Here is a 26,725-nt window from a genome sequence, read left to right on the forward strand (position 1 = left end):
GCGAGCGCCCTCCGTCCGGTCAGGCGGAGGTGAAAGCCTCCTCGGGGGCGTCGTCGAGGACGAATCCGTTGTCGAGCCGGACGCGGACCGTGATGCGGAGCCTCTGTCGCTGGTAGGCGATCCAGTGCTCTTCCAAGGCCCCTACCTGCTCCTCCAGTTGCTTTCTGCTCGCCGGCGGCATCTGGGGACCGAAGTCGTCGAGGAGTGACTTGAGGCGCTGGTACTCACGGACCTCGTGGCTCTTCTGGCGGTGATGCTCGTCCACACGCTCGACGGTGCCCTCGATGCCTGCCGCCAGGGCCAGGGAGGCGGTGAAGGCACCCGTCTCCTGTTGGGGCTCCCCTGCCGGGGTCACCGGCCCGTCCAACCGGAGATCCGCCGCCAGCCGCACCCGTTGACCCACGCTCAGCGTCATCGATCCTTCGTCTTCCTCGTCGGTCACCGGCGATCCGGTACACGGGGCGTCGCCAGGTGTACCGGAGGAGAGGATCATCCCACCCTCACCTCCGGTCCCGACGCGATCGAAGGCCTCACCGGCCCGCGCGCGTCCTCGCCTGTCCTCGCCTATGGCGCCACCCGCGCCTCATGCCAGAGCGGGCTCAGTCCTCGGCTGCCGCTTCAAGCCGCTCCGTCGGTCCCGCAAAGGCCAGATACAAGGAACGAGAGCTGAGGAGCCAACGGCCTTCGACCTTGCGGAACGTGTCCTCGTAGTGGCCGACCTGCGTCGGGGCCCGCGGGGGCACGAAACCACCGATATGCCCGTCGACACGGTAGGTCGTGAAGTACGTGGTCGCGGTGGCTGTTGCCTCGGATGTGACGGTGACCAGGATGTTCGTGCATATCCGGCGCGAGAGCCGGTCCGCGGGCCGACCGGCGAAATACGACCGAAGCGCGTCACGGCCCTGAATCCGGCGGTCGCCTTCCGCCCACTCCCAGAACCCGGCATCCGTGAAGAGTTCGGCCACGTCGCCCGGGTCGCCGAGGTCGAGCTTGTGGACGAACTCGACGATGAGACGTTCGCAAGCCCGCTCGGCAAGCAGACGGTCCATGAGATCCAGCGCTTCAGCAACCATCCCCCTGTCGTATCAGGATGATCAAGGACAGTGCGACAGCTTTCGCTGCCTTCGTGTCGTGCGACGCGAGCAGGCCCGGCAACCCGGTCGGCAGCCTGCACGCCCTCACGTGAACCCCGGGCAGGCAGGGGGCGAACATGGTGGGCCGGCCGAGCCCCGCACGTCGCCCCCTGTTGCTCAGCTGTCGGCCCCTGCGGCCTTCTCGCCGTGCCCGTCGACGACGGCGCGCCGCAGCACGGCTGTGCTGCCCATCAGCGTGTCGGACGTGATGCCCTTCTGCTTGTCGTGGGTGATGAAGCCGCGTGCGCCGAGGAACGCGAGGCTGTGCTTGTCGAAGATCCATTCGTCGCGTGTGGCGGATGAGGGGTCCTCGCGTGTGATGGCGATCCCGTGCCGGCCGGCCACGTCGACGGCGTCCGGGATCTGCTTGACGCCCGGTATCCTCGCGGCCGCCTTGTACAGGGCGGCGGTGTTCTGCGGCGGCATCAGTGTCTCGCTCAGCAGGTCGCCGATCAGGGAGAAGACGGCCTGTTCCGTGGACTCTCCGTCGGACACGCGGACGTCGCGGCGCAGCCGGGTGAGCAGGGCGTCGGGGTCTGTCGGCAGCGAGGACAGCCACGTGTACGTGGGGTGGTCGATGCCTGCCGGGACCGCGTCGGTGGACTCGATGGGGATCGTCTCGTCGGGCATCACGGCGTCCTTGCCGGACTCGCGTATCCAGCCGGTGGTCTTGAGGGGCCTGGGGTCCTGCGAGGTCCAGGTCTCCACCGTGTGCGGGGCGCCGAGTTCCACGGGCCCTTCGAACGTTCCCTTGTTCGACACGGTCAGGCTCCTGACGTACACGAACTGGTCGTCCCTGACCGGCGTGACGTCGCTGGCCATGGCGGCGACGGCGATCCGGTTCAGGGTGACGGAGGCGTTCTGGGCGCGGGCGCTGCCGGTGGCGGCCCGGTCCGCCGGCGCGGGGTCGTGGCCGGTGACGGTGAGGGTGACGGCCAGCGCTGCGGCCACCGCCGTCGCGGCGAGGGGCACCAGGACGGCCGGACGGCGCGTCAGCGGGCGGCGCGGCGGCCGGGCCGGTGCCGAGGCCGCGGTGGGAGCGTGGCCGAGGTCTTGGTCGATCTGCTGCATCAGTACGTCCTTGTGGTGGAGGTGCCGCTCCGGCGGGAGGTCCCATTCGGCCGGCGCGGACAGCAACTCCAGCGCGTCCTCGGTCCGTCGACCGTCGGCGTTCATCGGGTCTCCTCCTGCAGGAACAGGGCCGCGAACGCGGCCTCACTCTCCATCTCTCCACGGGGGCCGGGGGGTTCCGTCCTCGCGCTGTCCTGCCCGGAGCTGAGCCGGGCGAGCCGGGCCCGGGCGCGCGACAGCCTCGACCGTACGGTGCCGACGGGGACCCCGAGCGTCTGCGCGGCCTGCCGGTAGTCGAGCCCGGCCGACACGCACAGCGCGAACACCTCACGCTCCTGGCGGCGCAGCCGGCCCAGCGCCTGGTGGACCAGCGCGAGCCGGCGGGCGTCGTCGATCCGTCCCGCCGTCTCCTCCGCGAAGTCCTCCACGGGACGGGGCTGCGGGCTGCGCGCGAGGAAGGCGAGGCGCCGGCGCAGGCTCCGGTTGGCGTTGCGCGCCTTGTGCGTGGCGATGCCGAGCAGCCAGGGCCCCAACGGTCCGCCCTCCGGCTCGACCCTCTCCCGGCCGCGCCAGGCGGCGAGGAACGTCTCGGACATGACCTCCTCGGCCTGTGACCAGTTGCCGGTCAGCCGCAGGGCGTGGTTGTAGACCGCCCGCGCGTACTGGTCGTAGAGCTCGGCGAATGCCGCCCGGTCCCCCGCCCGTATGCGCGCGCGCATGGACTCCGCTGGTTCTTTTTGACTCACACTCGGTACTCTCCGCGCCCCGCCCGAAGTTCCTGTGGCGCGCGTCACGCCCCGGATGCGATGGACGCCCGCGACGGACAGGGCCGCCGGCGTTCAGCCGTCCCCGGGCCGCTCCCACGGATCACGCTCGGTGTGCGTCACGACGAAGACCGGGGTGGACCACGGGTCAGAGCTGCCCGACCACCGCAGCATCGCAGGAGTGTGTCCCGGCCCGTCAGAACAGGGTCCGGCCGCGGACACCGCGGCGGACGGTCCCGGGCCACGCCGGTCGAGATCCCCCGCCAAGTGGTGCGCGGTCCGGGCCCTCAGCAGCACCACGACCAGGTCCCGCAACAGATCGAGCGGGCCGACCACGCGCTCGCGCGGCTGTACGGCATGAGGGCGCAGGGGCTGTCACGGGCGACCGGGCCCACTGCTCGCTTCACGGGTGCCGTGAGGTCATGGGCGCAGCGTCGGGGCTATCGCACGAGAGCCTCGGACATGGCCCACAGCCGTGCCGCGTTGTCCGCGTCCAGGGCGTACGGGGCCACGCCGGCGACCGCGGTGCCTCGCTCGGCGACCGGCTCGGCCTCGGCACAGTCCTCGAAGTAGCGGCCGGTGACGCCCTGGACCGTCGGCGAGGCGGCCAGCAGTACCGAGGTCGCGGCGCCCTGCGCCACCGTCTTCCCCGGCGGCAGGGCGAACACCCCCGCGTCGATCATGGCGCCCACCTGCTCCATGTCCGTGGTCCGGGACAGGTTCGTCTCGCCGACGTTGCCCGGCATCACGGCGTTGGCGGTGATGCCGTCGTCGGCCCAGCGCTCGGCGGCACCGACGGCGAACAGGGTGTTGGCGGTCTTCGACTGGCCGTACGAGGTCCAGGGGTCGTAGGGCCGGAAGCGGTAGTCGATGTCGTCGAAGACGACCGGGGAGAAGAGGTGCCCGATGGAGCTCACCGAGACGATCCGCGCGCCGTCCGCCGAGGCGAGTGCCGGGCGCAGACCGGTGGCGAGGGCGAAGTGGCCCAGGTGGTTGACGGCGAACTGCAGCTCGTGGCCGTCGGGCGTGCGGGTGAGCTCCGGCGGAGCCATCAGCCCGGCGTTGTTGACCAGGATGTGCAGCGGGCCCTGCCAGCCGGTCACGAAGGCGTCGACGGTCGGCCGGTCGGCCAGATCGAGTCGTCCGACGGTCAGTTTCCCGGCCGAGGCCGGGAGTTCGGCTTCCAGTTTCGCCACGACGCGGGCCCCCGTGTCGGCGTTGCGCACGGCCAGCGTCACGTCGGCGCCCGCCGCGGCAAGCGCCCGGGCCGTCTCTACGCCGATACCGGAACTGGCTCCGGTCACCACGGCCCGGCGGCCGTGCAGGTCGACGCCGTCGATGACCTCGGCTGCGGTGGTGCTCGCCCCGAAGGCGCGGGATGTCTGAGATACGGGCATGAGGGGATCTCCCGAACTATGAAAGTAGGTGGTTACCTACATATCGACGGTAGGACGGGCCGCCCGGCTTTGCAAGTGGGCACCTACTTACTTAGAGTCCAGACATGGCCCGCAACGCAGAAGAGACCCGGCGCAAGATCCTCGAGGCCGCCACCGAGGAGTTCGCCCAGTACGGCATCGCCGGCGCACGGGTCGACCGCATCACGAAGAACGCCGGGGTCAACAACGCCCTGCTGTACCGCTACTTCGGCAGCAAGGTCGACCTGTTCGACACCGTCTACAGCAGGCTGGTCACCGAGATCGTCGACGCCGTCCCGCTGGATCCGTCCGATCTGCCCGGATACGTAGGGCTTCTGTACGACTACTACGAGGCGCGCCCCAGGGTCGTACGCCTGGCCGCCTGGCGGCAGCTGGAACGGACCGAGCACACCCTGCCCCAGGCGGTCGTCGACAGCCACCTGGACAAGCGCGCGAAGATCGCCCGGGCCCAGCAGGACGGACGGCTGCCCACAACGCTGCCCGCCGAGGAACTGCTCGACCTCATGATCCTGCTGTCACTCAGCAACACCCCTCTCATCCCCACACCGGGCTCCGACACCGACCGCGAACGCCGCCGCACCACCGTTGTCGCCGCCGCCACCGCGGTCCTGCGCGGCTGACGCCTCAGAACCCCAACTCCCCTCCCTGGAGCCCCACTTGAAGATCGTTCTCTTCGGAGCGTCGGGCATGGTCGGACACGGCGTCCTGCGCGCCTGCCTCCTGGACCCCTCGGTCACCGACGTCCTGGTGGTGAGCCGCAGTCCGCTCGGCGTCAGCCATCCCAAGCTCCGCGAAGTCATCCACCAGGACTTCGCCGACCTGTCCGGCCTCGCCCCGCACCTCAGCGACCTGGACGCCTGCTTCTACTGTCTCGGCGTCTCCGCCGCGGGCCGCTCCGAGGCCGAATACACCCGGATCACCTACGACTTCACCCTCGCCGCGGCCCGTGCCGTCGGCGAGCACAACCCCGGCGTCACCTTCACGTACGTCTCCGGCGAGGGCACCGACAGCACGGAACGCGGCCGCACGATGTGGGCCCGGATCAAGGGCCGTACCGAGAACGCCCTGCTGGCGATGCCCATGAACGCGTACATGTTCCGCCCGGGCTACATCCAGCCCCTGCACGGCGCCGTCTCCAAGACCCGCCTCTACCGCGTCATGTACAGCCTCTCGTCCTGGCTCTACCCCGTTCTCCGCCGCATCGCCCCCTCCCACACCACGACCACCGAGCACCTCGGCCGCGCGATGCTGGCGGTCACCCGGCCCGGTGCGCAGTACCCGCGCGTCCTGGACAGCAGGGAGATCAACCGGCTCGGCGCATAGGGCCCCACAGCAGGGCGAGCCAAGTCGGCGAGCCGCGGAAACTGCGTGGCACCGCATGAACGGCTCGGCCATGATGTGCGGCGGTGTTGTCCATACAGAGGCGGTTGCCACGTTGACGCTGTCCCCGGCCACGCAGGCCATACTCGACCGATGCGCCGGCGACGACGCCCCGGGAGCGGCGTGGCAGTGGGAGTCCATGGCCGCCGAGGCCGTGCTCCGGCACGGTGGTTCAGCCGATGCGGAGGCGCTCCTGCCGCTGTTCGTCTCGGCACCCGCCGCGCACGAGGCGCTGGTGCCGGTCTTCGCCCGTCACGGCGACCGGCGGCTGGCCGCGCGCCTGCTGGAGGCGACGGTCGACGGGGGCCGGCTGCGTGAGGACGTACCGTCCGGTGTGCTCCACGTCGTGGGCCGCCTGGGGTACACCCCGGCCACGTCCCTGCTGTGGGAGCACGTCGACGGCTTGCACGAGGTGTCGAGGGACGCGTGCCTCGGGCTGCTGCACCTGCCGTGCGAGGAGCTGCGGGGCGCGATCGCCGAGACGCTGGAGAAGCACGAGGGGTCCGCGCTGTTCCCCGAGTTCCTGCCCGCCCTCGCTCCGAAGACCGAAGACCCGGCATGGCTGGAGCGGCTCGTCGCATGGGGTGAGAACAACGCCTCGGTCGACTGCAACGGCGGCCTGATCCTGGGGATCGCGCTGCACGGCGGCCCTGCGCGCGCCGTTTTCTCCCGCCTGTTGTGGGACTCCCGCTGGGAGGCCTGCGGCTCCGGCACCGGGTCGGCGCTGTGGACGTACGCGGGTACACGCGTACTGGGCCTCGGCCTGCCGGAGCTGTACGCCGACCTGCGGGCACGGTTGCACGCCGGCGCCGACCCGGACGTCCAGTGGGACGCCCTGCGGTCGTTCATCACGCTGCTGCGGCTTCGGTGCGCAGATGTCTGGACCGGCGTGGGGGCTGCCGAGGTCCAGCCGGAAAGCTGCGACGCGCTGTACAGCGTGCTGTTCGCCCCGACGCCCGACGACGGTGACACGCTCACCGAACTCGCCGACCGTGTCTTCGGCGGTGACGATTCCCTGTCGGACGGGGTCTTCCACCTGGAGGCCGCCCTGCGCACCGCGGCGGCACACGAGTGGGCGTTGCGCGCGGCCGCCTCACGCTGACAGGCAGACAGGCAGGCAGACAGCGGACGCAGGCGATTCCCGGCGGGGACGGCCGCGTGCCCGCCACGGGTTCCCGCTCCGCAGGCGGGTGGCCGCCGTGCGGGCCCGACATCGCAGGCCCGGCATCACGGGCCCGACATCACGGGCCCGGCACCGCGAGCCCGACACCGATGAGCAACCTTCGGTTGCGAAAGGCGCCGGCGTCGCCTATCGTGATGCGCAACCAAAGGTTGCGAAAGGTGGCTGCGGACATGGAACACGGGAGCATCGAGCGCGAGCTGTACGTCGACGCCCCGCCCCAGGTGGTGTTCGACGTGCTCACCGACCCCGAGCACATCCGGGACTGGTGGAGCGCGGAGAGCGACTTCGAGGCGGCCCCCGGCAGGCCGGGCAGCCTCACATGGACGGACGAGAGCAGCGGCACCCGCAAGTCCGTGCCGTTCACGGTCGTCGAGTCCGATCCGCCGCGCACCCTGTCCTTCCGGTGGACCTACGAGGAGGAGGAGACCGCGGCCCCCGGCAACTCGCTGCTGGTGACCTTCGAACTCGCCCCGTCGGGCGAGGGGACCACGCTCCGCTTCCGCGAGAGCGGGTACCGCGAACGCGGCTGGGAGGCCGCCGTGCTCGAGGCGCACTACAACGACCACCGGCAGGGCTGGGACTTCTACCTCCCCCGCCTGGCGGCAACCGCCAAGCAGGCGGCGGGCGCGCGATGAACACCGGCGTCGACGACGGTCTGTGGTCGGCGATAGGCGACCCGACCCGGCGCCGCATGATCGACCTGCTGCTGGCCGAGGGGCAGGGCACCGCGACGACCCTCAGCGCCCGTCTGCCCGTTACCCGGCAGGCCGTGACCAAGCATCTGACCGTGCTCGACCGGGCCGGACTCGTCCGCTCCACGGCGGCCGGCCGGGAGCGGCGCTACCACGTCGACGAGGCGCAACTGGCGCTTGCCGTGGCCCAGTTGCAGTCGGTTGGCGCGCTGTGGGACGCCCGGCTGCAGCGCGTCAAGAACATCGCCGAGGCGATCCAACGAGCCAAGAACGAGAAGAAGTAACGAGCCGAGAAAGCGAAGAAGCGAGGAGATCGAGATGGCGGACATCCTGCACCGGGTCGGCACCACCGCGGCCCGCGACACGGTCTATCAGGCACTCACCACGGTCGACGGTCTGGCCGCGTGGTGGACGACCGACACCGAGGGCAGCGGCGACGACGCACTGCGGTTCCGCTTCGGCGACGTCGGCGGCTTCGACATGAAGGTCCTCGAACTGCGGCCGGACACCCGGGTGCGGTGGGAGGTCGTCGCCGGTCCCGAGGAATGGGTCGGCACCACGGTGACCTTCGACCTCAAGCAGGAAGGCGAGTGGACGATCATCCTGTTCGCGCACGAAGGATGGCGCGAACAGGTGGAGTTCATGAACCACTGCACCACCAAGTGGGCACTGTTCCTGATGAGCCTGAAATCCCTCGTGGAGACGGGCACCGGCGCACCGCACCCGCACGACGTACGGATCAGCAACTGGCACTGACCCCGCCCGCGGGCGGCGCCGCCCGGGGCACGCTCGCGCGACCGCGGCCAGGCGGTCGGCGGATGTCCCCCGGTACGAGAAACGCACGGTGCCCGGATCGCTCCTGTCGGGGCGTCCGGGCAGGCGTGCTTCCTCGGTCCGCGCAGGTGTCAGCTCTTGGGCATGAGGACGGTGTCGATGATGTACACGTTGGCGTTGGCGGTCTTCACATTGCCGCAGACCACCTTGGCGGAGTCGTTGACCGTGTAGGACTCGCCCGAACCGGACGTCATGACCTTCGACTTCTCCAGCGTGGTGAAGGAGCCGTTCTCCAGGTCCTTCGGCGTCAGCTTCTGGCCGACGACGTGATAGGTCAGGATCTTCGTCAGCTGGGCCTTGTCGTTGAGAACCTTGTCCAGGGTCGCCTTCGGGATCTTGGCGAAGGCGTCGTTGGTCGGCGCGAACACGGTGATGTTCTGCGCGTTGTTGAGCGTGTCGACGAGACCCGCCTTCTTCACCGCCGCCACCAGCGTGGACAGGGCCGGGTTGTTGGAGGCGGCCGTGGCCACCGGGTCCTTGGCCATGCCGTCGAAGGAGCCGGCGCCGTCCTTCGGCACGGAGGAACAGGCCGGGCCGAACGGCTCATCCATGCTGCTCGCGCTGCTGCCCGAGCCGGCCATGTCGTCACTGCCCGTCGTCGCCGAAGCCGCCGCCGAACTCGCGGAATCGGACTTGTCCGCGTCATTGCTGCCGTTGGAGCAGGCGGCCAGGGCCAGGGGCAGCACGGCGGCAGCGGCGAGAAGACCGGTGGTACGGCGGATACGGGTGTTCATCATGTTCTCCTGTTGAACGGTGCAGCACGATGCGGCTGCGTTCGGGGGGTGTTGGGGAAGAGCGTTTTGCAAAAGCGCACGCCGCTCAGGGGCGAGGGGATCAGGGCATTGGTGGACGGTCGCGACTGCGGAGTGCCGAGCACTGGCGCCGCGGGGAAGGGTGCGGGTGCGTCCGGGCTGGACTGCGGACGCAGTACCTCCGCGACCGGTCCGGCGAACCGCCGGCACGGCGAAGCCGGCCGGTGTCCCGCTTGGCGCCACGCTCGGCGCACCCGGCGCGGGACGCGGCCGGCCCGGCCGTGCTCGCTGGTCCTTCTCCTCGTCCCTCACACGGGGAATCCGGTTCTGCGCACCGGACGGATTGGCCGACCCACCTGATCGGGTGAAAAGAGATCTCCCGCCAATCCATCCTGCGTTCCGCTACGGATTACGCAGTTGCAACGCGGCCGGTCAGCGTCAGGTCCGGGCCCGAAGACGCCGACAGCAGCACTTCGCCCGCCGGAGCTGATCTCCGGCGGGCGAAGGACGTCATGTGTGCGGGGGGGGGGCGGGTCAGTCCCAGTGGCCGTTGGTCCAGAACCAGTCCCAGTGGCCGGGAACGTAGATCCACTTGAAGCCGTGGTCCCAGTAGCTGTGGTGCCAGTGACCGTGGTGGTCACGGTAGGCGCTGTGCCACGACCTGTGGTCGGTCCACTTCTTCTCCCAGTGGCCCTTGACCCACTTCTTCTCCCAGTGGCCCTTGCTCCAGTGGTGCCCGCCGTGATCCGCGTGCTGGCCGGCCACGACGGCCGGCGCGGAGGCGGGCGCCGCCGACGCGGTACCCGCCATGCCCAGTGCCGCACCGCCCGCCAGCAGACCGGTCGCCGCGGCGCCTGCCATCAGGCGCTGAACGTGAGTGAGTGTTCTCATCGAGAATCCTTCTCCGAGGGAAAGACGATGTCCCATCGCCTCAGGTGTCAGAGAGCATTCGAAGCAGCATCACCGTCGGATGACCCGAACAGGGAGAAGAATCAATTTAGTTAGAATGTTCAGTTTTCATGCATTTTTTTCGCCATCCAGGATGGCTACGGCTCCGGATCCCTGGCAGAGCCACAACACGCCCCGCCAGAGAGGAGGAACCAGCCATGACCGTCACCACACCGACTCCGGCACCCCCAACTGATGTGACCCACAGTCCCGTTACCGACCATCAGCTGGCCGTCGCCCTGCCCTACGGACTGCACACCCCGCAGGTGGCGCGGCAGATCACCGCCCGATGGCTGGCCGCGCACGGGGCTCCGGCCTCGCGCATGTGCAATGTGGTGCTCATCGTCTCCGAACTGGTCACCAACGCCATCCGGCACACACACGAGCCCTGCACCCTCGAACTCACGTTGCACGGAAGCCGGCTGGACATCGCCGTCGCCGACCACGGCGAGATGCTGCCGGAGAGGTCCAGCGCCCCGGGCGAGCGCGGCGGCTTCGGGCTCCCCCTCATCGAGGGGCTCGGCGGAAGGATCAAGACGGTTCCCGCGCTCGACGGCAAGACCGTGCACGCGACTTTGACCCTCGCCCCGTCCAGCGGCCCGCATCGCGCACCGCCTACGACCGCCTCGGTCCGATAGCCCGGGACTCAAGGGTGTCACGCGCTCAGACACTCCAGGATGGCAGCCGCCCGGACTTGAGGCCTGGCTGTCGTACTGGTCGGCGACCAGGCGGTGGAGCTCGGCCCACGCCGAAGACCGGTCCGCGGCTCGGCCCGACCGGCCGTCACCCGGATGCGATCAGCGCCGGCGCGAGAGGAGCGGCCCTGCCGAGCCGTCAGGCGTCGGCCCGGACGAAGCGCAGCGTCGCCGTCGCCGTGGCCGGGCCTCGCATCATGCCCAACTGGTTCCATGTGATGCCGAACGACTCCCGGTCCACGGTGAATTCGGATTCCAGCGTGAGCCCTGCGGCGTTCGCCTCGGTCAGGCGGGCGGTGAAGGACTGCGGTCTGCTGATGCCGCGCACGGTCAGCTCTCCCTCGAACTGTGCCGTGTCGCCGTCGCGGGGTTCGTCGCTGCGGACCGCGATGGTGATCTCAGGGTGGTGCTCGACGTCGAAGAAGTCGGCGGACCGCAGGTGTTCGTCGCGCTTGGCGCTCGCGGTGTCCAGGGAGGCGGCGTCGAGGGTCAAGGTGCCGGCGACGGACCCGTCGGGCCGGACCTCGCCCTGGCCTCCGACCACGCCGAAAGTGCCCTTGACGGTGACCAGGCCCCACATCGTCTTGTGTCGTATGGCGACGGTGGAGGTGGTGGTGTCGAGCTGCCACAGTCCGGTTTCCACGGTGACGGTCATGAGCTTTCCCCTGTCCAGTAAGTTGTCCAAATTTGCATGAATGACGCTAGCCCATCGTTCGAATTTGGACAACCTTCGTTCTTCAAAATTGGACAACAGGTACACTCGGACCATGGCCGACCTCGACAAGGACCCCGCGCGCCTGCCCGGCTGCCCGTCCACGCAGGGGGGCGGCCTGCTGCCCTCCGAGCTGCACGCCTGGATGCTTCTGCTGGCCGCGACGGGTGCTGTGGAGCAGCAACTGCGTGCCGTCGTGAAGGACCGGCTCGGCGTTTCTCACGACGAGTTCCTGGTCCTGTGCCTGCTGGCCGCACAGCCCGAGGAGGGCCTGCGCATGACCCGGGTCGCGGAGCTCCTGGGCCGGCCCAAGACCCGGCTCACCTACCAGATCGCCTGTCTCCAGCATTCCGGCCTGATCACCCGCCAGTCGGTGTGCGGTGACAAGCGCGGCGTCCAGATCGCCCTCACCGACAAGGCGCGAAGCCTCCTGCGAGAAGCATCCGGCTCGCTCGCCGAGACGGTCACCCTGGCGCTCGGTCAGTTCATGGGGCCCGCCCAGCGCGAGGCGCTGCGCGGGCTGCTGCCGGATCTCGTCGAGGGGCGTCCCGCCGAGGCGCCGGGTCCGACGCCCATGTGACAAAGCCCTGCGGGCGATCGGAGCGGTGAGCGGACCGAGCCGGTGGCGTAGCAGGCTTCTTCTGGGCAGTGCCCCTGCGGCGGCTGTGGAGAAGGTCCCGCTCGTCACGGCCGTCGCCGCGGCCCGGCGGCTGCGGGAGGACGGCGTGTCCGCGGCCGTCCGCCGCACCTGGTGCGACAGGACAGTGCGCCAATGCCGTCAAAGCTCCTCATCGCCTCGGCCCGTCCCACCCGGCAGTCGCTGAACCGCAGCGTGCGATCCGGCGACCGGGTGCCGGAGGGTTCAGGCGAGGGCGGCGGCCAGCAGGGTGAAGGCGGCGATGATGATGGCGACGCGGACGTAGTGGAAGCGGTCCCAGTGGTTCATCTGCTGCTTCCAGTCGGCGGGCAGGCCGTCGGTGGTCCACGTCTTGACCCGGTTGTTGATCGGGACGAGCAGCAGGATCGACATGACCACGCTGAGGATCAGCAGCGCGGCGGCGGTGACGACGAGGCCGGCGCCGTGGTGGCCCCATCCGGCGACGGCCCAGACCACGCTGAGGGCGAGCGAGCCGATGTACCAGAACGGCATCACGGCGCCGAGCAGTCGGGCCCCGTGGGTGCGGCCGCGCAGGCCGTTGTCGCCGGGGAGGCCGCTGAGGATCGGGTTGACGAAGAAGGCGACGGAGAACTCCACCCCCACCATCACGCCGACGACCACGGTGGTGAAGACCTCGAGTGCGTTGAGCATGATGACCCCTCCTGGGATCTAGCGTTGCTAGGTGATGAGGCAACGCTAGCGCTACTCCCGCTCGATTGTCTAGCGGTGCTAGGATCGGGTCATGTCGGTACAGGAACGCAAGGAGCGCGAACGGGCGGGCCGTGAGCGCCTCATCGTGACGACGGCCCGCGAACTCGCGGAGCAGCAGGGCTGGGACGCGGTCACCACCCGCCGGCTCGCCGAGCGCATCGAGTACAGCCAGCCCGTCCTCTACAGCCATTTCCGCGGCAAGCGCGAGATCATCGGCGCCGTCGCCCTCGACGGTGCCGCCGAGATGGCCGCGGCGCTGCGGGCCGCGGCCTCCGCCGCGGACGGCCCGCGCGCCCGGGTCACCGCCCTCGCCCGCGCCTACCTCGACTTCGCCGAGCGCAACCCGGCGGTCTACGACGCCATCTTCCAGCTCGACGGCGGCCTGGCGTTCGCGCACGAGGACACCCCCGAGCCGCTGAAGGACGCCTTCGCCGCCCTGCTGGAGAGCCTCGGCGAGGTCGCCGGGGACGGCGTCCACCCGGCACTGTTCACCGAGGTGTTCTGGGCGGCCCTGCACGGGCTGGCGACCCTGACCCGGGCGGGACGGCTTCCGCCGGGGGACGCCGAGCAGAGGGTGGAGCTGCTGGTGGACCGGCTCGCCATGACCTGACACACCGCCCGGCCTGGCACACCGTCCGGGCGGGCTCACCGTCCGGGCGGGCGGGGTCTTCCCGGCCCGGCTGCCCGCCCGTGACATCGCTTCACCGAGAGGCGGCTGGAGCGGCTGCGTGCCGCCGGGCGACATGCAGCACCTGAACATCAAGCTAAGGACGCGTCGCCTCGGCGGTGATGCCGGACTCTCTCAGCTTGCGAGCCAGGTGTTCCATCTCTGGAAGCGTTCCTGAGTAGTCACCGTTCACCACGCAACGCGCCACGTCCTTGGCGCTCGTCAGGTCGACACCGAGCTCAGCCCGCAGCACCCGCATGACGGCAACCCCCTTGGCCGACGGACTGCTCACCCGCAGCCTCGCGGGTCCGTGCTCGGAGAGCATCTGATCCCGTCGCTCGGCCGGTATGTCGTCGTCGCCGCACACGGCTACCGCACATCCACAGGCGGAACACATCGACTCGACGTCCCACCGCAGGCGGCCGTCCACAAGGGCCTGAGTCCCCCAACACGCCATCTCCGCACCGCAGTCCTGGCACTCCGCGGAGTACCTGACAGATTCGATAACCGCCTGCTCCATCCCCGCCCCCAACCCACCGACGTGACGGCCCGGTGAACCGGCTAGCGTGGCAACACTGCTTGACGCTCGTCCGAACTCCCGGCCGTCCGGGAGGATTTCCCGACCCGCAGAACCGGTGATGAATATATGACCATGGGCCTTGCAGGGGTGCCCGGCAGAGAGTGGATGATCAGGGACGCGAAGGGTCGGAAGTTCAGCTACGACTCGCAGGAAGAGGCGTTCGAGGAGCTCCACGAATACGGAGAAGGCGCCGGCGTCTGGACTCGTGATGTCTATCGCGTCCTGTTCATGACCAAGTCGGTGGACGGCTGGAAGCAGGTGGCCGCCCCGCGGACTGATCTGTAGGTCGGAAGCAGCAGGGGTCGCCCGTCGGAGGAACGCCGGGGCCCGTTCCTCCGTAAGGAGTACACCGATCGGCCGAGGTGGAGGCCGTCCCCGCGCGGGGTCGGGCCGCCGGCCGGGGTGGAGGCTGCCCCCGGGGTGGGTTCAGTCCGCCAGCCGCAGCCCGAAGGTGTCGGCCAGGCCGTCGGCGCCGTCCTCGGTGACATGGACGACGCGGGGGCTGGAGCCGTAGCGCAGCCAGCGCAGGGCGAAGAGCCGGGCGGTCAGCGCCGCGCCCACCGCGCCGGCGAGGTGGTGGCGCTGCTCGCTCCAGTCCACGCAGTAGCGGATCAGGGGGCGGCGGGCCGGCAGCCGGGCCAGGTCGACACCGAAGCGGTCCAGTTTCTCCTGGCCGGTCTCGGTGAGCTGGTAGTCGACGTCGTGTCCGTATCCGGTCGCGCCGTCGCGCACCGCTTCGTCGGGCCGGTGGGTGCCGTCGTGTCCGGCGAGCAGGCCGGCCTTGAGCAGGGATTCCAGCAGGCCCACGCCCAGTTGGCCGGCGAGATGGTCGTAGCAGGTGCGGGAGCGGCGCAGGGCGCCGGCGGTGCTGCTCTCGCGCAGTGAGGTGACCGGGAGGGGCGGTGCGATGACGGCCAGGGCCTCCAGGGCGAGGCAGATGTCGGGGTTGGCCAGGTGGTAGTAGCGGCACCGGCCCGCGCTCTCCATGGTGACCAGGCGGGCCTCGACGAGTTTGCCCAGATGGGCGCTCGCCGTCGCGGCGCTCACTCCGGCTTCGGCGGCGAGCAGGCCGGCGGGCAGTGCGCGGCCGTCGCTGAGTGCCTTCAGCATCCGGGCGCGGGAGGGATCGGCGATCAGGGCGGCCGCCCTGGCGATGTCGGGCTGGTGGTGGATCTGGTCCCGGTGCCGACCGGTCGTCGTCCTGGTCATGCGGCCAGCGTAGTACGGCGACACTTCGACGGATGACGAAGTGTCGCGGCCCGAGACTGATCACATGACCTCCACGGATCCCTCTCCTTCCCCCTCGCACGCCCCTGTCGCCCCCGCCGGGGCGGCGCCACCGGGGCGGCCGTCCCTCTCGCTGCCGCCGCTCATCGCGCTGAGCCTGGGCTACTTCCTGGTGATGCTCGACGTCACGGTCGTGAACGTGGCGGTGCCCTCCATCGAGGACTCGCTGCACGCCGGCGCCTCGGACATGCAGTGGATCGTCGACGGCTACAGCGCCTTCTTCGCCGGACTGCTGCTGCTCGGCGGCGGACTCGGGGACCGTTTCGGGCACCGCACGCTGTTCCTGACGGGCCTGGGGGTCTTCGCGGCCGCCTCGGTGGGCTGCGGGGTGGCGCCCTCGGCGCAGGTCCTGATCGCGGCCCGGCTGGCTCAGGGTGCCGGGGCCGCGCTGCTGGTCCCCGCGTCGTTCGCCCTGCTGCAGGCCGCCTACCCCGACCGGGCCCAGCGTGCCCGGGCGGTCGGCTACTGGGGGCTCGTCTCGGCCGTCGCCTTCGGTGCCGGACCCGCGGTCGGCGGGCTGCTGGTCTCGGGCTTCGACTGGCGTTCGGTGTTCTGGGTGAACCTGCCGGTGGCCGCGGTGGCGGTGCTGCTGACCCTGCGTCATGTGCCGGCTCCCGGCCCGCGGGCCCGGCCGGGCCGGATGGACCCGGCCGGTCTGGTGCTCGGCGTGGTCGGGCTGCTCGGGGTGGCCGGTGCGCTCAACGAGGCGGGGAGCGCGGGGTGGTCCTCGCCGGAGGTGCTGACGCTGTTCGCGGGGGGCGTGGTGTCCCTGGCCGCCTTCGTCGCCGTCGAACTGCGTCTGGAGAAGGGCGCTGTGCCGCGGCCGGGGGGCAGGCGGCCGCTGCTGCCGCTGTCGCTGTTCCGCGAGATCCGGCTCACCGCGACGAACCTCATCGGCCTGCTGCTCAGCTTCGGCTACTACGGGATGCTGTTCGTGGCCACGCTGTACTTCCAGCAGGAACGTCAGCTCAGCCCGCTGAGCACCGGGTTCGCCCTGCTGCCGTCGGTCTGCATGGGCTTCCTGGCGGCACCGCTGTCGAGCCGTCTGACCGCCCGCAGCGGTCCGTATCTGCCCATGGCCGGCGCGCTGGTGCTCGGGAGCGCCGGTTTCCTGGGCTGGCTGGCGGCCGGCCCCGACACCTCCTACCCGGTGCTGCTCTTCGCGCTCATGGCGACGGGTCTGGCGACGCCCGTCACCGTCGTGGCCGCCACCGTGGCCATCATGGAGGCGAGCCCGGCGGACAAGGCCGGTGTGGCGTCGGCGGTGTTCAACGTGTCCCGGCAGGTGGGCAGCGCCATGGGTGTGGCCCTCTTCGGCACCCTCCTCGGCGCGGCGGGCGGCATGATCGGCGGGCTGCACACGGCGGCGGTCATCGCCTCGGCGGCTTTCCTGCTGGCGTCGGTGCTGGCCGCGTTCACCGGGCGCCGGGTTGATGCCGCCCGGGCCCGCTGAGGCCCCTCGGCCGCCGTACTCAGCCGGATCGCGTCGCATCGGGGTCCGTCTTCGAAGACCATCGGGCGGCGAGTTCGCGGCGGGGATGCGCGCCGCCGCGAACTCATCCACCGGGAGCGGGAGTTGGGTACCGCCGCGCAGATGGGCACGGTGGTGGCACCCCGGTGGCGGAGCGGCCGAGCAGGCACGGGTGCCATCACGGTCCGCGACCGTCACGAGGAGTGGATCCGGCTCGGTGGATCCGGCTCGGCGTCTTCGGGGCGGGCGGGTCAGCGCAGTCCGGCGAAGAGATCGTTCTCGGGCACGGCCGCGCCGGTGGTGTCCTGGACGCGGACGAAGGTCTCCATGCCCATCAGCTCGCCGAACCGCTCCTTGCCCATCTTGAGGAAGAAGATGTTCTCGCCCTGACTGGCGTGCGCGGCCAGCGCGTCGAACTTCTGGCCGCTGAACGCGGTGGTGTCCACCCATGTGGTGATCTCGTCGTCGGGCAGGCCGATCTTGGCCAGCGCGGCGGCCTCGGCGGGATCCGGTTCCGGCATGTCCTCGTGGAACTCGCGCATGATCTCGCCGAACCGCTGCATCATCGAGCGGGGCATCGTGGTCCAGTAGACCTTCGGGGTCAGCTCGGTCATCTCCAGCGCCGCCATGGTGATGCGGTGGGCCTGGATGTGGTCCGGGTGGCCGTAGAAGCCGTTCTCGTCATAGGTGACGACCACGTCGGGCCGGTAGTGCCGCATGAGTTCCGCGAGCCGGGCCGCCCCTTCCTGCACGGGGGTCTGCCAGAAGGAACCGGGGGCGTCGTTGCTCGGCCAGCCCGTCATCCCGGAGTCGGCGTAGTCCAGCGTCTCCAGATCGCCGACCTTCAGGACGTCACAGCTCTCCTCGAGTTCCTGACGGCGCATCGAGGCGACCGCCTCCGGGTCGTGCCCGGGTTCGCCCGGCTTGACGCCTCCCGGTCCGTCACCGCAACGGCCGTCGGTACAGGTCACGAGAACCGTGCGGATGCCTTCCGCCGCGTACTGCGCGAGGACCCCTCCGGTTCCGGTGGCCTCGTCGTCGGGGTGGGCGTGCACTGCCATGAGCGTCAAGGGCCGGTCGGTCATGGAACGGTTCCTCCTGCGGAAATACGTCTGGGTCCGGATGCGCGGCGGGCGTACCGCGATCCTGGGGCCCGGATCCCGGCGGGGCCGCTGACCTTGCGGTCCGCGTACCCCGGCCGTGTGGCGCCGGTCCCTCGGTCGGTGCAACGGTGCCGGCCGGTCCAGCTGTTCCCGGCGCTGCCCGGGGGCGATGCCCGTCGCCGGTTTCACCTCGGGTTCTGTCAGCAACGAGGGTGAGGCCGACGCATCCGTCATCACTTCGGCGGATGCCGTGAACCGCTACTTCGGCGGATGCCGTGAACCGCTCTTGGGGCAGCACATGCCCAGCAGTTCCCCGGGTAGCCGGCACGGTTCTGGTGGCCGGCCCGGGGCGCAGGCCTTCGACGGCGCGTCCTCGCCGGAAGAGTCCCGCTCGGCGGAACCGGTCATGCGGAAGCTGTCGCCGACCGGCACCGCGCAGCTTGACCGCGCCATCAAGAACGTACTGAAGACCACGAACACGCCCGGTGTCACGGTGGGCCTGCGGACCCCCGGAAAGGGCAGCTATGTGCGGGCTTTCGGCACCGCCGACAAGTCGACGAACGCACCGATGTCGCCGATGTCCAACATACGCGTCGGCAGCGTGACCAAGACCTTCACGGTCACCGCGCTGCCGCGCCTGGTCGACCAGACGGTCCGGCTTCCCTCGGCGAAGGCCACTCTCGTGGTGCACACCACCAGCGACATCGCCTTCCGCGGTGAGCTGATCCGCGGCTTACGAGGACGATCCGGGCCGTCCTGGCCGAGCTGCCCGCGCCGGCGCACGTACTCCAGGTTCTGCCACATCGCTGCGGCCTCGATCCGGCCCGGGATCCGGCTCGTCTCCTCGGCCGTCACCGATCCACGAACACACCGCGGTGACGCCTCGCCGCAGCGGCCCGCTGCCGTGGCTTCGACGCTACATCTGCGATGGGACGATCCCCAACTGGCGCAGGATGCCGAGTTCGTCGGGCCGACCCCACCGCTCGACGATGCGTCCGCCCCGGATCCTGAAGATGTTGGTTCCGTGCAGGGTCAAGGGGCGGCCTTCGGCCGGGGCCGGCACCCCGAGCAGTTCACCTCGTTGCGTCCCGCCGGCGGTGAAGTGCTCGACGACCAGGTCGTCCTCGGCAACCATCAGGTGCGGCTCGCTGTGCCAGTCGGGACACGCCTCCCGGAACAGCGCGCCGGCGGAACGGATGCCTTCACGGTCGGCCGGCGCGTTGAACGGAGGGTCGTGGTCGACGAAGTCATCGGCGAGGTACTCGTCGACCGCGCCGAGGTCGCCCTTGGTGAACAGCGCGTCGATGAACGCGCGCACAAGGTCCTTGTTCTTGGCGAGGGTGGCATCCGAGGTGTTCATGGCCTCAGTCTCGCCGTCCACAACCTGGCACAAACCGTGCATTCCGCCTGTTCACCCCGCTGCATCGCGATGGCCCGCTGCCGGGTCCGCCGAAGCCTGCGCCCCCGTCGCCGGCAGCAGCAGATCACCGCCCTCCCGGCGGTACCGCCGAGCCGTCCCGTCGGCCGCACACACGCAACCCGGTTGACTTCCTCCCCTCCTGAAGGAGGGGATTCCCCTATGAGGGGGTTCGGCCGGTCGCCCGGCTTACGGGTTCCTGCTTCGCTGACCGGCTGATGCCGAGGTCTCCACAGGCTGACACGGGCTGTCCGCCCGCGTGTTTGATGTTGATGGCCGCGTTGACGTCGGCGTGCGCGGTGTGTCCGCAGCCTGTGGCTTTGCACACGAAGACCGATTGGCTCTCTCGGTTTCCTTCGGTGACGAAGCCGCAAGCGGAGCACCGCTGCGACGTGTACGCGGGATTGACCTTCACCATGCGTGTGCCCGTGTACCGTGCGGCGTTGGTGAGGGCGAGTTCGAGGCGGTGCCAGCCCTTGTCGAGTACGGCCCGGTTCAGACCGCGTTTCGGCGCGACCCGGCGGCAGGGATCGGCGATCGTGCCGGACACCGACGCCGACATGTTCTTGATCCGCAGGTCTTCGAGGACGACCAGGGCGTTCTTCTGGACGATACGGCCGGCGGTCTGCGCGCAGAAGTCGCCGCGCCGGTCGGTGACGCGTCCCATGATCGCGTTGATGGCGGTGATCGTCTTGTGCCGGCTGGAGCTGCCGCGCTTGGACCGGGCGAGGCGCTGTTGCAGACGCCGGTACCGGACCGCCTCACCGACCGTGATGAACTCGCGGTCGTAAAAGTCGCCGTCCGAGGTGGCGGCTGCGACTTTCACGCCCCGGTCGATACCGACGGCTGTGTTCGGCATGGCGTGCTGCTTCGGGGTGGCCGCGCCGTCGTCCACGAGGAATGACACGAACCAGTGCGCGCCCTTCCGGGACACGGTCGCGGAGCGGATCTCACCACCGAGCGGGCGCGACCGGCGGAACCGGACCCATCCCAGCTTCGGGAGCTTCGCCCGTCCCCACTTGCGGCCCAGACGCTCCACGGTGATGAGGTTCCCGGCAGGAAACCGGAACGACGGTGCCCAACGGGCCTTCGACCGCCACCGAACCTTGAACGTGCCGTGATCCCGGCACGCCTTGTCGAGGTCGCGAAGGGTCTGCTGAAGCACATGAGACGGAGCCGCCTTCAGCCACGCATGCTCGCGCTTGGCGTCGGCCAGCTCGGCGGCCTGCGGCACATAGTTCATCCACGCCCCGCGCCGCCGGTATTCCCGGCGCTGTTCGAGGCCGGTGTTCCACACCGACCGGCAGACGTCCGCGAACTCCCGGCACTGCCCAGCCTGTTCAGCCGTCAGCTCAAGCCGGTACCTGCGACCGGACAGCATAGAAACACACCCCCCTCCAACGGAGGTGCTCATGTTAGCGAGGGCCACTGACAACACAGAGAACTCCGCCGCTGCGCGGCTCCGGCACGAGGATGAGCCAACCCCTCCCTAAAGGGAGGGGTCTGCGCTCAAGATGTCAGATCATCCAGCCATAGATCGCCGACGGCGAGGTGATACCCGAGGACGACGAGCCCAAAGTGGTCTCCTGTGTAAACGAGTTCGACCCACTCAACCTGATTGCCTCACCCCGGTCGGCAGTGGGCCGAGCACGGCGGCAGGCACAAGGACCCCGCCCGGGAACCGAACAGGGCAGCATGATCCGCCGCTGCATCATCTGGCGGAACAAGCACGCCGCTGACGAACGACTCCGTAAGGCCCGCGGCTCGGGCGAACATCGCATGGCAGCCGGCCACCCGCTCCCCCGGCCGGGGACGCATCAGCCTGCCCAGGGCTTCCGCGACTCGCGCGGGGGTACTGGCGTGGGCCCGCGAGAACCTCCACCACCCGCTTCCCGTAGCGGAATTGGCCCGGCGCGCCGTGATGAGCAAACGGTCCTTCGCCCGCCGGTTCACCGCCGCGACCGGCACCACCCCTCATGCCTGGCTGCGCGGCCTGCGGCTGAGCAGTGCCGAGGAACTCCTGGAGACGACCGACCTGCCGGTCGAGGAGATCGCCCGCCGGGTCGGATACGGAAGCGCGGCCGTCCTGCGCGAACAGTTCGTGCGCCGCCGGGGAGTGCCGCCCCGCTCCTTCACGGACGCGCCTTGACATCCTCGACAGGCCATAACCGCCGGCGCCTGCACGGTCGCCCGCGGCGCCGAGCGCCATCTCGCCGTGCAAAGGGCTGTTCAGGCGCAGGAGGAACCTGCTGCCGTGGCCGTCGCGGCGGTCGTGAGTACCGGCCGGTGTTTCTACTCGGGTGGAGATGAGTATCCGGGCTCTGATGCGTGTTCAGGTGGTTCCAGAACACTGGGGCCCATGAGCAACGAAGTGCGGAATCGTATCCCTCGGGTGCTGGCGGCGGTTGTGCTGGCCGGGCTGGCGGCGGCGGCATGGGCCGGCTGGCTGGGCTGGGACCAGCAGCGCGACGTGCAGCCTGACGGCTCGATGACCGGCCCCTACGAGGCGTGGCAGGTCATCGGGCTGGGGCTGACTCTGCTGGCGTTCGTGTACGGGGCCGCTTCCCGCGCGTATGCGTCGGCTGCGGTGGCCGGTATCACCACCGGGCTGGCCGTCGCCGCCTATCTCGACTGGTCGGACGACAGCAGCGGGCTCTTCGCCGTCGGCGTGGGCCTGGTCGTGATCGGGAGTCTCGTCGTGACGGGCCTCCTCTCGTTCTTGATCACGTCGTGGAAGCCGAACACCGGGCACGCCAGCCCAGGTCACTGAGTGCCCTTTGCCGGCGTGCCTGTCCCGGCCGGCATCCGGCGGGAAGTCCGGTCTCGGGCCCTCGGAGGAATGGGGCCCGAGCTCCGTGTCCGCGCGCCCGCAGGTCGTGCCGCGGGTCAGCAGGCGACGTGGAAGTCGACGCTCTTGTCTGTGTATCGGATGGAGAGCTGGAATCCCGCGTCGGGGCCGGTGTAGGTCCCGTGGACCGCGATGGTCTGCCTCTCCCCGGCCGGAACCGACCCCGACGGGGGGTCCACGGTCACGCCGGAGAGGGAACCGGAGCCGGTGGCGTCGGCGGTGTCGGTGAGGGCCGCGCTCCACTCGACCGGGCCGTCGGACGCGAGGACGGTGACCGAGCCGTCGAGGGCGGTGCAGTCGGCGGGGTCGATGCCGGTGGAGCCGGCGTCGGAGAGGGCTGCCTGTTTCGAGGGGCCGACCGGTGGGACCGTATCGGTTCGGGCGGTCAGGTCCACCTGGGAGGCCGGTCCGGGGGTGTTCTGGTGGATGACCAGTCGCGCGGTGTACCGGGCGGTCCCGTCGCTCCGCACGGCCCAGACCCTCAGCCTGCAGTCCTGTCCCGGCGGGATGACCTTGTGCTCGCAGTCGTCGCTGCGGTGCCAGGCGGCGGCGCCCTCGCCCTCGAACGTCATCGAGGTGAGCCGCAAGTCTGCGGTACCCGTGCTCCTGATGGTCACTTCCTGCCGGCAGTCCTTGCCGAGGCAGGGCAGTTCGAGCGAGGCGGGGGACACCTCGGCGCCCGCGTTCTTGTCGATCTTCCCCGGACCGGTGTCGGATATGGGCACGGACGGGAGGGTTAAGTCGTCGCGGTACGTGTCGTACACGGCCCGGACGGTGGTTGCTCCACCCCCGTCGGAGGGCCCGTGGGCGAGCGCGGAGAGGGGTTTGCCCAGCGATGCCTCCAGCGTCGTGATCGAGGCGAAGGGGATGGCGAGAGCCACCACGGCCAGCACCACCTTGGCCGATCTGGCCGCCAGGGCGGTCACCGCCATCACCACACTGGTGCCGGTGATACCGGCGAACGCGGCGAGGTCACCGAAGTGCGCCAGAACCGCGGAAATGATCAAGCCGACGACGGCTTCGACGAGTTGGGTTCGAATGATGCGGCCCATGACTGCCTTTCTGCGCGTGCGCGATGAGGGGATTCAGAGCCGGTTGGTGCCTGCGGGGACGTGCGGTGGGCGGTACGCCGGATGCGGACGACGGCGGCGCGGCCCGGGTTGGCCGCTGTCCTACGCCGTCACGTGAGCGCCGTTTCCGGGACGGTGCGGGACAGGACCAGGGCGGTCGCGACGACGGTGACCACGATCAGGACCGCGACGACAGCCACGACCCAGGCCGCGACGCCGGTGACGAACAGGGCCGGGAGCGCGGTGACCGCCGACAGGATCCGGGAGCCCGCGACGACACGGGAGCCGGTGCGGTCGGCGGTCCGCCAGGTGTGGACGACGGCCACGACGGTGATCAGTCCAAGGACGACGTCGGCGACGAGGATCCCCGCCGGCGGGCCGGGCTCACCGCTGTCCGGCGCCAGGAAGCCGCCGGCGCTGGTCGTGTCGAGCAGCCCGAGTACGGCGGCGAGCCCGAGGCCCACCTTGTTCTTGCGGCTGAGCGTGGGCGGCACCGCCGGTGTCCGGCTCATATCGGTTCCCCCGTAAGGGTGTTGGAGGCCGTCGATGCAACGGCCCGGTGAACCGACTATCGCGGCAGGGCCTCTTGGCGCGCATCGTCCAAAACTCCCGTCCGGCCGGGAGGATTTCCCGGCCCGCGGGGACCGTGAACCCTCCCGGCCGGGAGACCCGTCGGCCATCATCGGGGCATGACCTCCCCCGCCGGCCCGATCCGGGTGCTCATCGCCGACGACCATCCCGTCGTACGACGCGGTATGAGCGCGCTGCTGGCCTCGCTGGACGGCGTGGAGGTGGTGGCGGAGGCGGCGAACGGCGAAGAGGCCGTCCGGGAGGCCCAGTTGAGCCGGCCCGACGTGGTCGTGATGGACCTTCAGATGCCCGAGCTGGACGGCGTCGAGGCGACCCGGCGGATGACCGCCCTGCTGCCGGACGTGGCGGTGCTCGTGGTCACCATGTTCGAGGACGACGAGACGGTGATGTCCGCGATGCGCGCCGGCGCCCACGGCTACCTCCTCAAGGGCGCCCAGCAGGAGGAGATCCTGACCACGCTGCGCGCGGTCGCGGCCGGGCAGTACGTGATCACGCCCGGGGTCGCGGCACGCCTCCTCGGCCGTCTCTCCCCCGCGCCCGCGCCGGCCGTCCCCTTCCCCGAACTGACCGACCGCGAGCGGGAGGTGCTCGACCGCCTGGCCCGGGGGTACACCAACGCCCGGGTGGCGGCCGACTTGTCGCTGGCCGAGAAGACCGTGTCGAACCGGCTGTCCGCGATCTTCCTGAAGCTGGGCGTGAGCGGCCGGACCGAGGCGGTGATCATGGCCCGGGAACACGGGCTGGGCGGCGGTGCGCCGGAGGCGGGACCATGACGGTACGGGCGCTGAGCGCCTGTGCTCTCCTCGCGCTCCTCTCGGCCGCGGACCTGGCCTCCCTCGGTCTTGTGCCGCCCTCCCCCGCCTCCGAGCAGTGGGTGATCTGGGCGGTGATCGTCGGCACGTTCCTGGCGCTCTGCTGCGGGACGGTCATCGCCCGGCTCCCCGGCGCGGCGGCGGTCCCGTTCCTCGGCGCCTCCGCGGGCGGTCTGCTGGCCGCCCCGCTCGCGCTCGCCGCGGGTGCCCACGTACTCGCCGTGCTCCTCGTCGTCCTGGCGGCGGCCGTGGGCCTGCCCCTGGCGGCCCTGCGCGTCGTCCCGGAACGGCCGCGGTCCCCACTGCTGTCCTGCGCCGACGCGGCCGTCGTCGTCACCGGCGCCGGATGCGCGGTCGCCGCGGCGGCCGGTGTGAAGACCGCTCAGGTGCCGGCGATCGTCGCCGCCGGGACCGTGATGCTCGCGGGAACCTGGGTGCTCTTCGAGCTCACGGCCGGGGACGACCGGCGCCGCGTTCTGTGGCTGGTGCTGGGCGCCGCCGCGACGACGCTGGCCGGCATGCTCCAGTTCGCCGTCGAGAACTCCCTGCCCGTGGGCCCCGTACCCTCCGCCGTCATCACGAGCGCGGTGTCGCTGCCGCTCCTCCTCGCCGTCACCGTCGCGCTCATCGCGCCGCGCCGGGCCGACGTACGCGTCGTCATCCGCGGGGCGACCGTCCTGATCGTGATGCTCTCGCTGAGCGCGGCCGTGTACGAGGGGGTCGCGGCGGTCTGGGAACTGGCGGTGGGAGCCCGGCCCGGCAAAGGGGTATCGGCCCTGCTGGCGGCCGCGATAGCCGCCGGGTACCAGCCCGTGAAGCGGCAGGTCGAGGCGAGCATGGACGAGATGCTGTTCGGCAGGTCCGCTGACCCGGTCGAGACGCTGACCCGGCTCGGTACGGATCTCACCGCGGGCGCCCCGCCCCCGAGGTGGCTGCGTACCCTGCGCTCCACCCTCGGGGTGCCCGGCATCGCCCTGCGCCAGGAGGGAACCACGGTCGGCATGGCGGGCACCATGGACGACGGCCACACCACGCACATCGCCCTGAGCGCGGGGGCCGACCCCGTGGGCGACCTTGTCGTGTGCCTCCCGCCCGGACACCTGCGGCTGCCCCAGGCCGCGACGGCGGTGCTCGAACTCGTGGCGGTCCCGCTCGCCCAGGCCCTGCACGCCGCGCGGCTGAGCGAGCAACTGCGCGTCTCCCGCGGCCGGGTGGTGACCGCGCTCGAAGAAGAACGCCGCCGGATGCGCCGGGATCTGCACGACGGTCTCGGCCCGGCCCTGACCGGCATCGCCTACACCACCGACGCGGCCGTCAACCTCATCGCCGCCGACCCGGAGCGTGCCGTGGAGACGTTGCGCGGGCTGCGCGCCGACATCGGCGACGCGATCACCGAGATCCGCCGGATCGTCTACGGCCTGCGGCCTCGGGCCCTCGACGAACTCGGCCTCGTCGACGCCGTACGCCAGCGCATCGCCCCGCTGTGCGCTGCGGACGACCGGGCTCTGACGGTCACGGTCGACGCTCCCCCACGGCTGCCGCCGCTCCCGGCGGCCGTCGAAGTGGCCGCGTACCGGGTGGCGGTGGAGGCCATGACCAACATCGCCCGGCACTCCGACGGCACCACCGCCCGCCTCACCGTGCGGCTCACGGACCCCGCGCTCCTGCGCGTGACCGTCACCGACAGCGGCCGGTGCACCGTGCCGTGGACACCCGGTGTGGGCATCCAGTCCATGCACGAGCGCGTCGAGGAGATCGGGGGCACCCTCACCATCGACACCACCCCCGACGGCGCCACCGTCACCGCCGATCTGCCCCTCGTCATCCCCGCGGCCGAGACGCCCTGGAGCTGAGCGGCGCGGTCCGTGTCCCGGCAGGGGCCCGAAGCCCTCCGCCCGTGGCAGGGTTGT

General features: G+C 70.6%; 31 protein-coding genes and 3 pseudogenes. 17 read left to right on the forward strand and 17 right to left on the reverse strand.

All coding sequences use genetic code 11. The features are described 5' to 3' along the window. Positions 1–19 precede the first annotated feature (19 nt). From ACFXGX_RS17655 to ACFXGX_RS17675, 5 genes are all read right to left on the reverse strand, one after another. Complete coding sequence (locus ACFXGX_RS17655; RefSeq protein WP_384791436.1) at positions 20–442, reverse strand: hypothetical protein; 423 nt, start codon at positions 440–442, stop codon at positions 20–22. A gap of 157 nt (positions 443–599) precedes the next feature. Next, entirely contained in the window at positions 600–1,073 is a 474-nt protein-coding gene (locus tag ACFXGX_RS17660; RefSeq protein ID WP_384791439.1) for a nuclear transport factor 2 family protein, read from the reverse strand. A 177-nt stretch (positions 1,074–1,250) separates the two neighbouring features. Continuing rightward, positions 1,251–2,309: a CU044_5270 family protein gene (locus tag ACFXGX_RS17665; RefSeq protein WP_384791442.1), complete on the reverse strand. Its 1,059-nt coding sequence runs from the start codon at positions 2,307–2,309 to the stop codon at positions 1,251–1,253. Continuing rightward, positions 2,306–2,923, reverse strand: a complete 618-nt coding sequence (locus ACFXGX_RS17670; protein WP_384791445.1) for an RNA polymerase sigma factor — start codon at positions 2,921–2,923, stop codon at positions 2,306–2,308. Before ACFXGX_RS17670 ends, ACFXGX_RS17665 begins: the two co-directional genes overlap by 4 nt. Before the next feature lie 485 nt (positions 2,924–3,408). Beyond that, positions 3,409–4,365 carry an SDR family NAD(P)-dependent oxidoreductase gene (locus tag ACFXGX_RS17675; protein ID WP_384791448.1) on the reverse strand — a complete coding sequence of 319 codons (957 nt, stop codon included), beginning with the start codon at positions 4,363–4,365 and terminating at the stop codon, positions 3,409–3,411. Between the two features lie 104 nt (positions 4,366–4,469). On the opposite strand from ACFXGX_RS17675, the gene ACFXGX_RS17680 reads away from it, so the two are divergent. From ACFXGX_RS17680 to ACFXGX_RS17705, 6 genes are all read left to right on the forward strand, one after another. Beyond that, positions 4,470–5,024 carry a TetR/AcrR family transcriptional regulator gene (locus ACFXGX_RS17680; RefSeq protein ID WP_384791451.1) on the forward strand — a complete coding sequence of 185 codons (555 nt, stop codon included), beginning with the start codon at positions 4,470–4,472 and terminating at the stop codon, positions 5,022–5,024. A gap of 37 nt (positions 5,025–5,061) precedes the next feature. Continuing rightward, on the forward strand, positions 5,062–5,727 hold the full coding sequence (locus tag ACFXGX_RS17685; protein ID WP_384791454.1) for an epimerase: 666 nt from the start codon (positions 5,062–5,064) through the stop codon (positions 5,725–5,727). Between the two features lie 112 nt (positions 5,728–5,839). After that, positions 5,840–6,886: a hypothetical protein gene (locus tag ACFXGX_RS17690; RefSeq protein WP_384791456.1), complete on the forward strand. Its 1,047-nt coding sequence runs from the start codon at positions 5,840–5,842 to the stop codon at positions 6,884–6,886. Between the two features lie 251 nt (positions 6,887–7,137). Next, positions 7,138–7,602 carry an SRPBCC domain-containing protein gene (locus ACFXGX_RS17695; protein WP_384791459.1) on the forward strand — a complete coding sequence of 155 codons (465 nt, stop codon included), beginning with the start codon at positions 7,138–7,140 and terminating at the stop codon, positions 7,600–7,602. Then, positions 7,599–7,943, forward strand: a complete 345-nt coding sequence (locus ACFXGX_RS17700) for an ArsR/SmtB family transcription factor (RefSeq protein ID WP_384791462.1) — start codon at positions 7,599–7,601, stop codon at positions 7,941–7,943. Before ACFXGX_RS17695 ends, ACFXGX_RS17700 begins: the two co-directional genes overlap by 4 nt. A 34-nt stretch (positions 7,944–7,977) precedes the next feature. Then, complete coding sequence (locus ACFXGX_RS17705; RefSeq protein WP_384791465.1) at positions 7,978–8,415, forward strand: SRPBCC domain-containing protein; 438 nt, start codon at positions 7,978–7,980, stop codon at positions 8,413–8,415. A 149-nt stretch (positions 8,416–8,564) separates the two neighbouring features. On the opposite strand, the gene ACFXGX_RS17710 is transcribed toward ACFXGX_RS17705, so the two are convergent. Both ACFXGX_RS17710 and ACFXGX_RS17715 read right to left on the reverse strand, forming a co-directional pair. Then, positions 8,565–9,227, reverse strand: a complete 663-nt coding sequence (locus tag ACFXGX_RS17710; RefSeq protein WP_384791468.1) for a fasciclin domain-containing protein — start codon at positions 9,225–9,227, stop codon at positions 8,565–8,567. 552 nt (positions 9,228–9,779) lie between these two features. Then, complete coding sequence (locus tag ACFXGX_RS17715; RefSeq protein WP_384791471.1) at positions 9,780–10,136, reverse strand: hypothetical protein; 357 nt, start codon at positions 10,134–10,136, stop codon at positions 9,780–9,782. A gap of 215 nt (positions 10,137–10,351) precedes the next feature. Between ACFXGX_RS17715 and ACFXGX_RS17720 the strand changes: the two genes are divergently transcribed. Continuing rightward, on the forward strand, positions 10,352–10,831 hold the full coding sequence (locus ACFXGX_RS17720; protein WP_384791475.1) for an ATP-binding protein: 480 nt from the start codon (positions 10,352–10,354) through the stop codon (positions 10,829–10,831). Between the two features lie 196 nt (positions 10,832–11,027). Here the strand turns inward: ACFXGX_RS17720 and ACFXGX_RS17725 are convergent, their stop codons facing one another. Then, positions 11,028–11,543: a YceI family protein gene (locus ACFXGX_RS17725; protein WP_384791478.1), complete on the reverse strand. Its 516-nt coding sequence runs from the start codon at positions 11,541–11,543 to the stop codon at positions 11,028–11,030. Positions 11,544–11,655: 112 nt separating this feature from the next. On the opposite strand from ACFXGX_RS17725, the gene ACFXGX_RS17730 reads away from it, so the two are divergent. Continuing rightward, the gene (locus ACFXGX_RS17730) at positions 11,656–12,180 is read left to right on the forward strand and encodes a MarR family winged helix-turn-helix transcriptional regulator (protein ID WP_384791481.1); all 525 of its coding nucleotides are present in this window, start codon (positions 11,656–11,658) and stop codon (positions 12,178–12,180) included. A gap of 282 nt (positions 12,181–12,462) precedes the next feature. Here ACFXGX_RS17730 and ACFXGX_RS17735 read toward each other — a convergent pair whose 3' ends face one another. Next, a complete protein-coding gene (locus ACFXGX_RS17735; RefSeq protein WP_384791484.1) occupies positions 12,463–12,909 on the reverse strand; it encodes an anthrone oxygenase family protein in 447 nt (148 codons plus the stop codon). Between the two features lie 91 nt (positions 12,910–13,000). On the opposite strand from ACFXGX_RS17735, the gene ACFXGX_RS17740 reads away from it, so the two are divergent. Beyond that, a complete protein-coding gene (locus ACFXGX_RS17740) occupies positions 13,001–13,579 on the forward strand; it encodes a TetR/AcrR family transcriptional regulator (protein ID WP_384791487.1) in 579 nt (192 codons plus the stop codon). 154 nt (positions 13,580–13,733) lie between these two features. Here ACFXGX_RS17740 and ACFXGX_RS17745 read toward each other — a convergent pair whose 3' ends face one another. Beyond that, a complete protein-coding gene (locus tag ACFXGX_RS17745) occupies positions 13,734–14,003 on the reverse strand; it encodes a hypothetical protein (RefSeq protein ID WP_384791490.1) in 270 nt (89 codons plus the stop codon). A 285-nt stretch (positions 14,004–14,288) separates the two neighbouring features. Here ACFXGX_RS17745 and ACFXGX_RS17750 point away from each other — a divergent pair, with 285 nt between their 5' ends. Then, positions 14,289–14,501 carry a hypothetical protein gene (locus ACFXGX_RS17750; protein ID WP_384791493.1) on the forward strand — a complete coding sequence of 71 codons (213 nt, stop codon included), beginning with the start codon at positions 14,289–14,291 and terminating at the stop codon, positions 14,499–14,501. 141 nt (positions 14,502–14,642) lie between these two features. On the opposite strand, the gene ACFXGX_RS17755 is transcribed toward ACFXGX_RS17750, so the two are convergent. Beyond that, entirely contained in the window at positions 14,643–15,425 is a 783-nt protein-coding gene (locus tag ACFXGX_RS17755) for an ArsR/SmtB family transcription factor (RefSeq protein ID WP_384791496.1), read from the reverse strand. Positions 15,426–15,489: 64 nt separating this feature from the next. Between ACFXGX_RS17755 and ACFXGX_RS17760 the strand changes: the two genes are divergently transcribed. Next, positions 15,490–16,956: an MFS transporter gene (locus ACFXGX_RS17760; RefSeq protein WP_384791499.1), complete on the forward strand. Its 1,467-nt coding sequence runs from the start codon at positions 15,490–15,492 to the stop codon at positions 16,954–16,956. Between the two features lie 269 nt (positions 16,957–17,225). Here ACFXGX_RS17760 and ACFXGX_RS17765 read toward each other — a convergent pair whose 3' ends face one another. After that, complete coding sequence (locus tag ACFXGX_RS17765) at positions 17,226–18,059, reverse strand: PIG-L family deacetylase (protein ID WP_384791502.1); 834 nt, start codon at positions 18,057–18,059, stop codon at positions 17,226–17,228. 424 nt (positions 18,060–18,483) lie between these two features. Here ACFXGX_RS17765 and ACFXGX_RS17770 point away from each other — a divergent pair. Next, positions 18,484–18,669, forward strand: a pseudogene (locus tag ACFXGX_RS17770) (serine hydrolase); the annotation flags it as partial. Here the strand turns inward: ACFXGX_RS17770 and ACFXGX_RS17775 are convergent. The 3 genes from ACFXGX_RS17775 to ACFXGX_RS17785 all read right to left on the reverse strand — a co-directional run bounded on the left by ACFXGX_RS17775 (position 18,600) and on the right by ACFXGX_RS17785 (position 20,875). After that, entirely contained in the window at positions 18,600–18,932 is a 333-nt protein-coding gene (locus tag ACFXGX_RS17775) for a hypothetical protein (RefSeq protein WP_384791505.1), read from the reverse strand. The pseudogene ACFXGX_RS17770 and the gene ACFXGX_RS17775 sit on opposite strands and share 70 nt — an antisense overlap. A gap of 61 nt (positions 18,933–18,993) precedes the next feature. Beyond that, on the reverse strand, positions 18,994–19,437 hold the full coding sequence (locus ACFXGX_RS17780; RefSeq protein ID WP_384791508.1) for an ester cyclase: 444 nt from the start codon (positions 19,435–19,437) through the stop codon (positions 18,994–18,996). Between the two features lie 217 nt (positions 19,438–19,654). After that, the gene (locus tag ACFXGX_RS17785; protein ID WP_384791511.1) at positions 19,655–20,875 is read right to left on the reverse strand and encodes an RNA-guided endonuclease InsQ/TnpB family protein; all 1,221 of its coding nucleotides are present in this window, start codon (positions 20,873–20,875) and stop codon (positions 19,655–19,657) included. Positions 20,876–21,030: 155 nt separating this feature from the next. Between ACFXGX_RS17785 and ACFXGX_RS17790 the strand changes: the two are divergent. From ACFXGX_RS17790 to ACFXGX_RS17800, 3 genes and pseudogenes are all read left to right on the forward strand, one after another. After that, positions 21,031–21,178, forward strand: a pseudogene (locus tag ACFXGX_RS17790) (IS630 family transposase); the annotation flags it as partial. Between the two features lie 162 nt (positions 21,179–21,340). Beyond that, positions 21,341–21,643 (forward strand): annotated as a pseudogene (locus ACFXGX_RS17795) (helix-turn-helix domain-containing protein); the annotation flags it as partial. 210 nt (positions 21,644–21,853) lie between these two features. Further along, the gene (locus ACFXGX_RS17800) at positions 21,854–22,264 is read left to right on the forward strand and encodes a hypothetical protein (protein WP_384791513.1); all 411 of its coding nucleotides are present in this window, start codon (positions 21,854–21,856) and stop codon (positions 22,262–22,264) included. 116 nt (positions 22,265–22,380) lie between these two features. On the opposite strand, the gene ACFXGX_RS17805 is transcribed toward ACFXGX_RS17800, so the two are convergent. Both ACFXGX_RS17805 and ACFXGX_RS17810 read right to left on the reverse strand, forming a co-directional pair. Then, positions 22,381–23,394, reverse strand: coding sequence for a hypothetical protein (locus ACFXGX_RS17805; protein ID WP_384791516.1), 1,014 nt, complete (start codon positions 23,392–23,394; stop codon positions 22,381–22,383). A 128-nt stretch (positions 23,395–23,522) separates the two neighbouring features. Beyond that, positions 23,523–23,924 carry a hypothetical protein gene (locus ACFXGX_RS17810; protein ID WP_384791519.1) on the reverse strand — a complete coding sequence of 134 codons (402 nt, stop codon included), beginning with the start codon at positions 23,922–23,924 and terminating at the stop codon, positions 23,523–23,525. 177 nt (positions 23,925–24,101) lie between these two features. Between ACFXGX_RS17810 and ACFXGX_RS17815 the strand changes: the two genes are divergently transcribed. Both ACFXGX_RS17815 and ACFXGX_RS17820 read left to right on the forward strand, forming a co-directional pair. Beyond that, positions 24,102–24,776 (forward strand): response regulator, encoded by a 675-nt coding sequence (locus ACFXGX_RS17815; RefSeq protein ID WP_384791522.1) that lies wholly within the window; start codon positions 24,102–24,104, stop codon positions 24,774–24,776. Next, positions 24,773–26,668: a sensor histidine kinase gene (locus tag ACFXGX_RS17820; protein ID WP_384791525.1), complete on the forward strand. Its 1,896-nt coding sequence runs from the start codon at positions 24,773–24,775 to the stop codon at positions 26,666–26,668. The genes ACFXGX_RS17815 and ACFXGX_RS17820 overlap by 4 nt, the downstream gene beginning before the upstream one ends. The last annotated feature ends 57 nt before the right edge of the window (positions 26,669–26,725 follow it).

The sequence above is a fragment of the Streptomyces sp. NPDC059371 genome, assembly GCF_042751995.1.
In the GTDB taxonomy this organism is placed as follows: domain Bacteria; phylum Actinomycetota; class Actinomycetes; order Streptomycetales; family Streptomycetaceae; genus Streptomyces.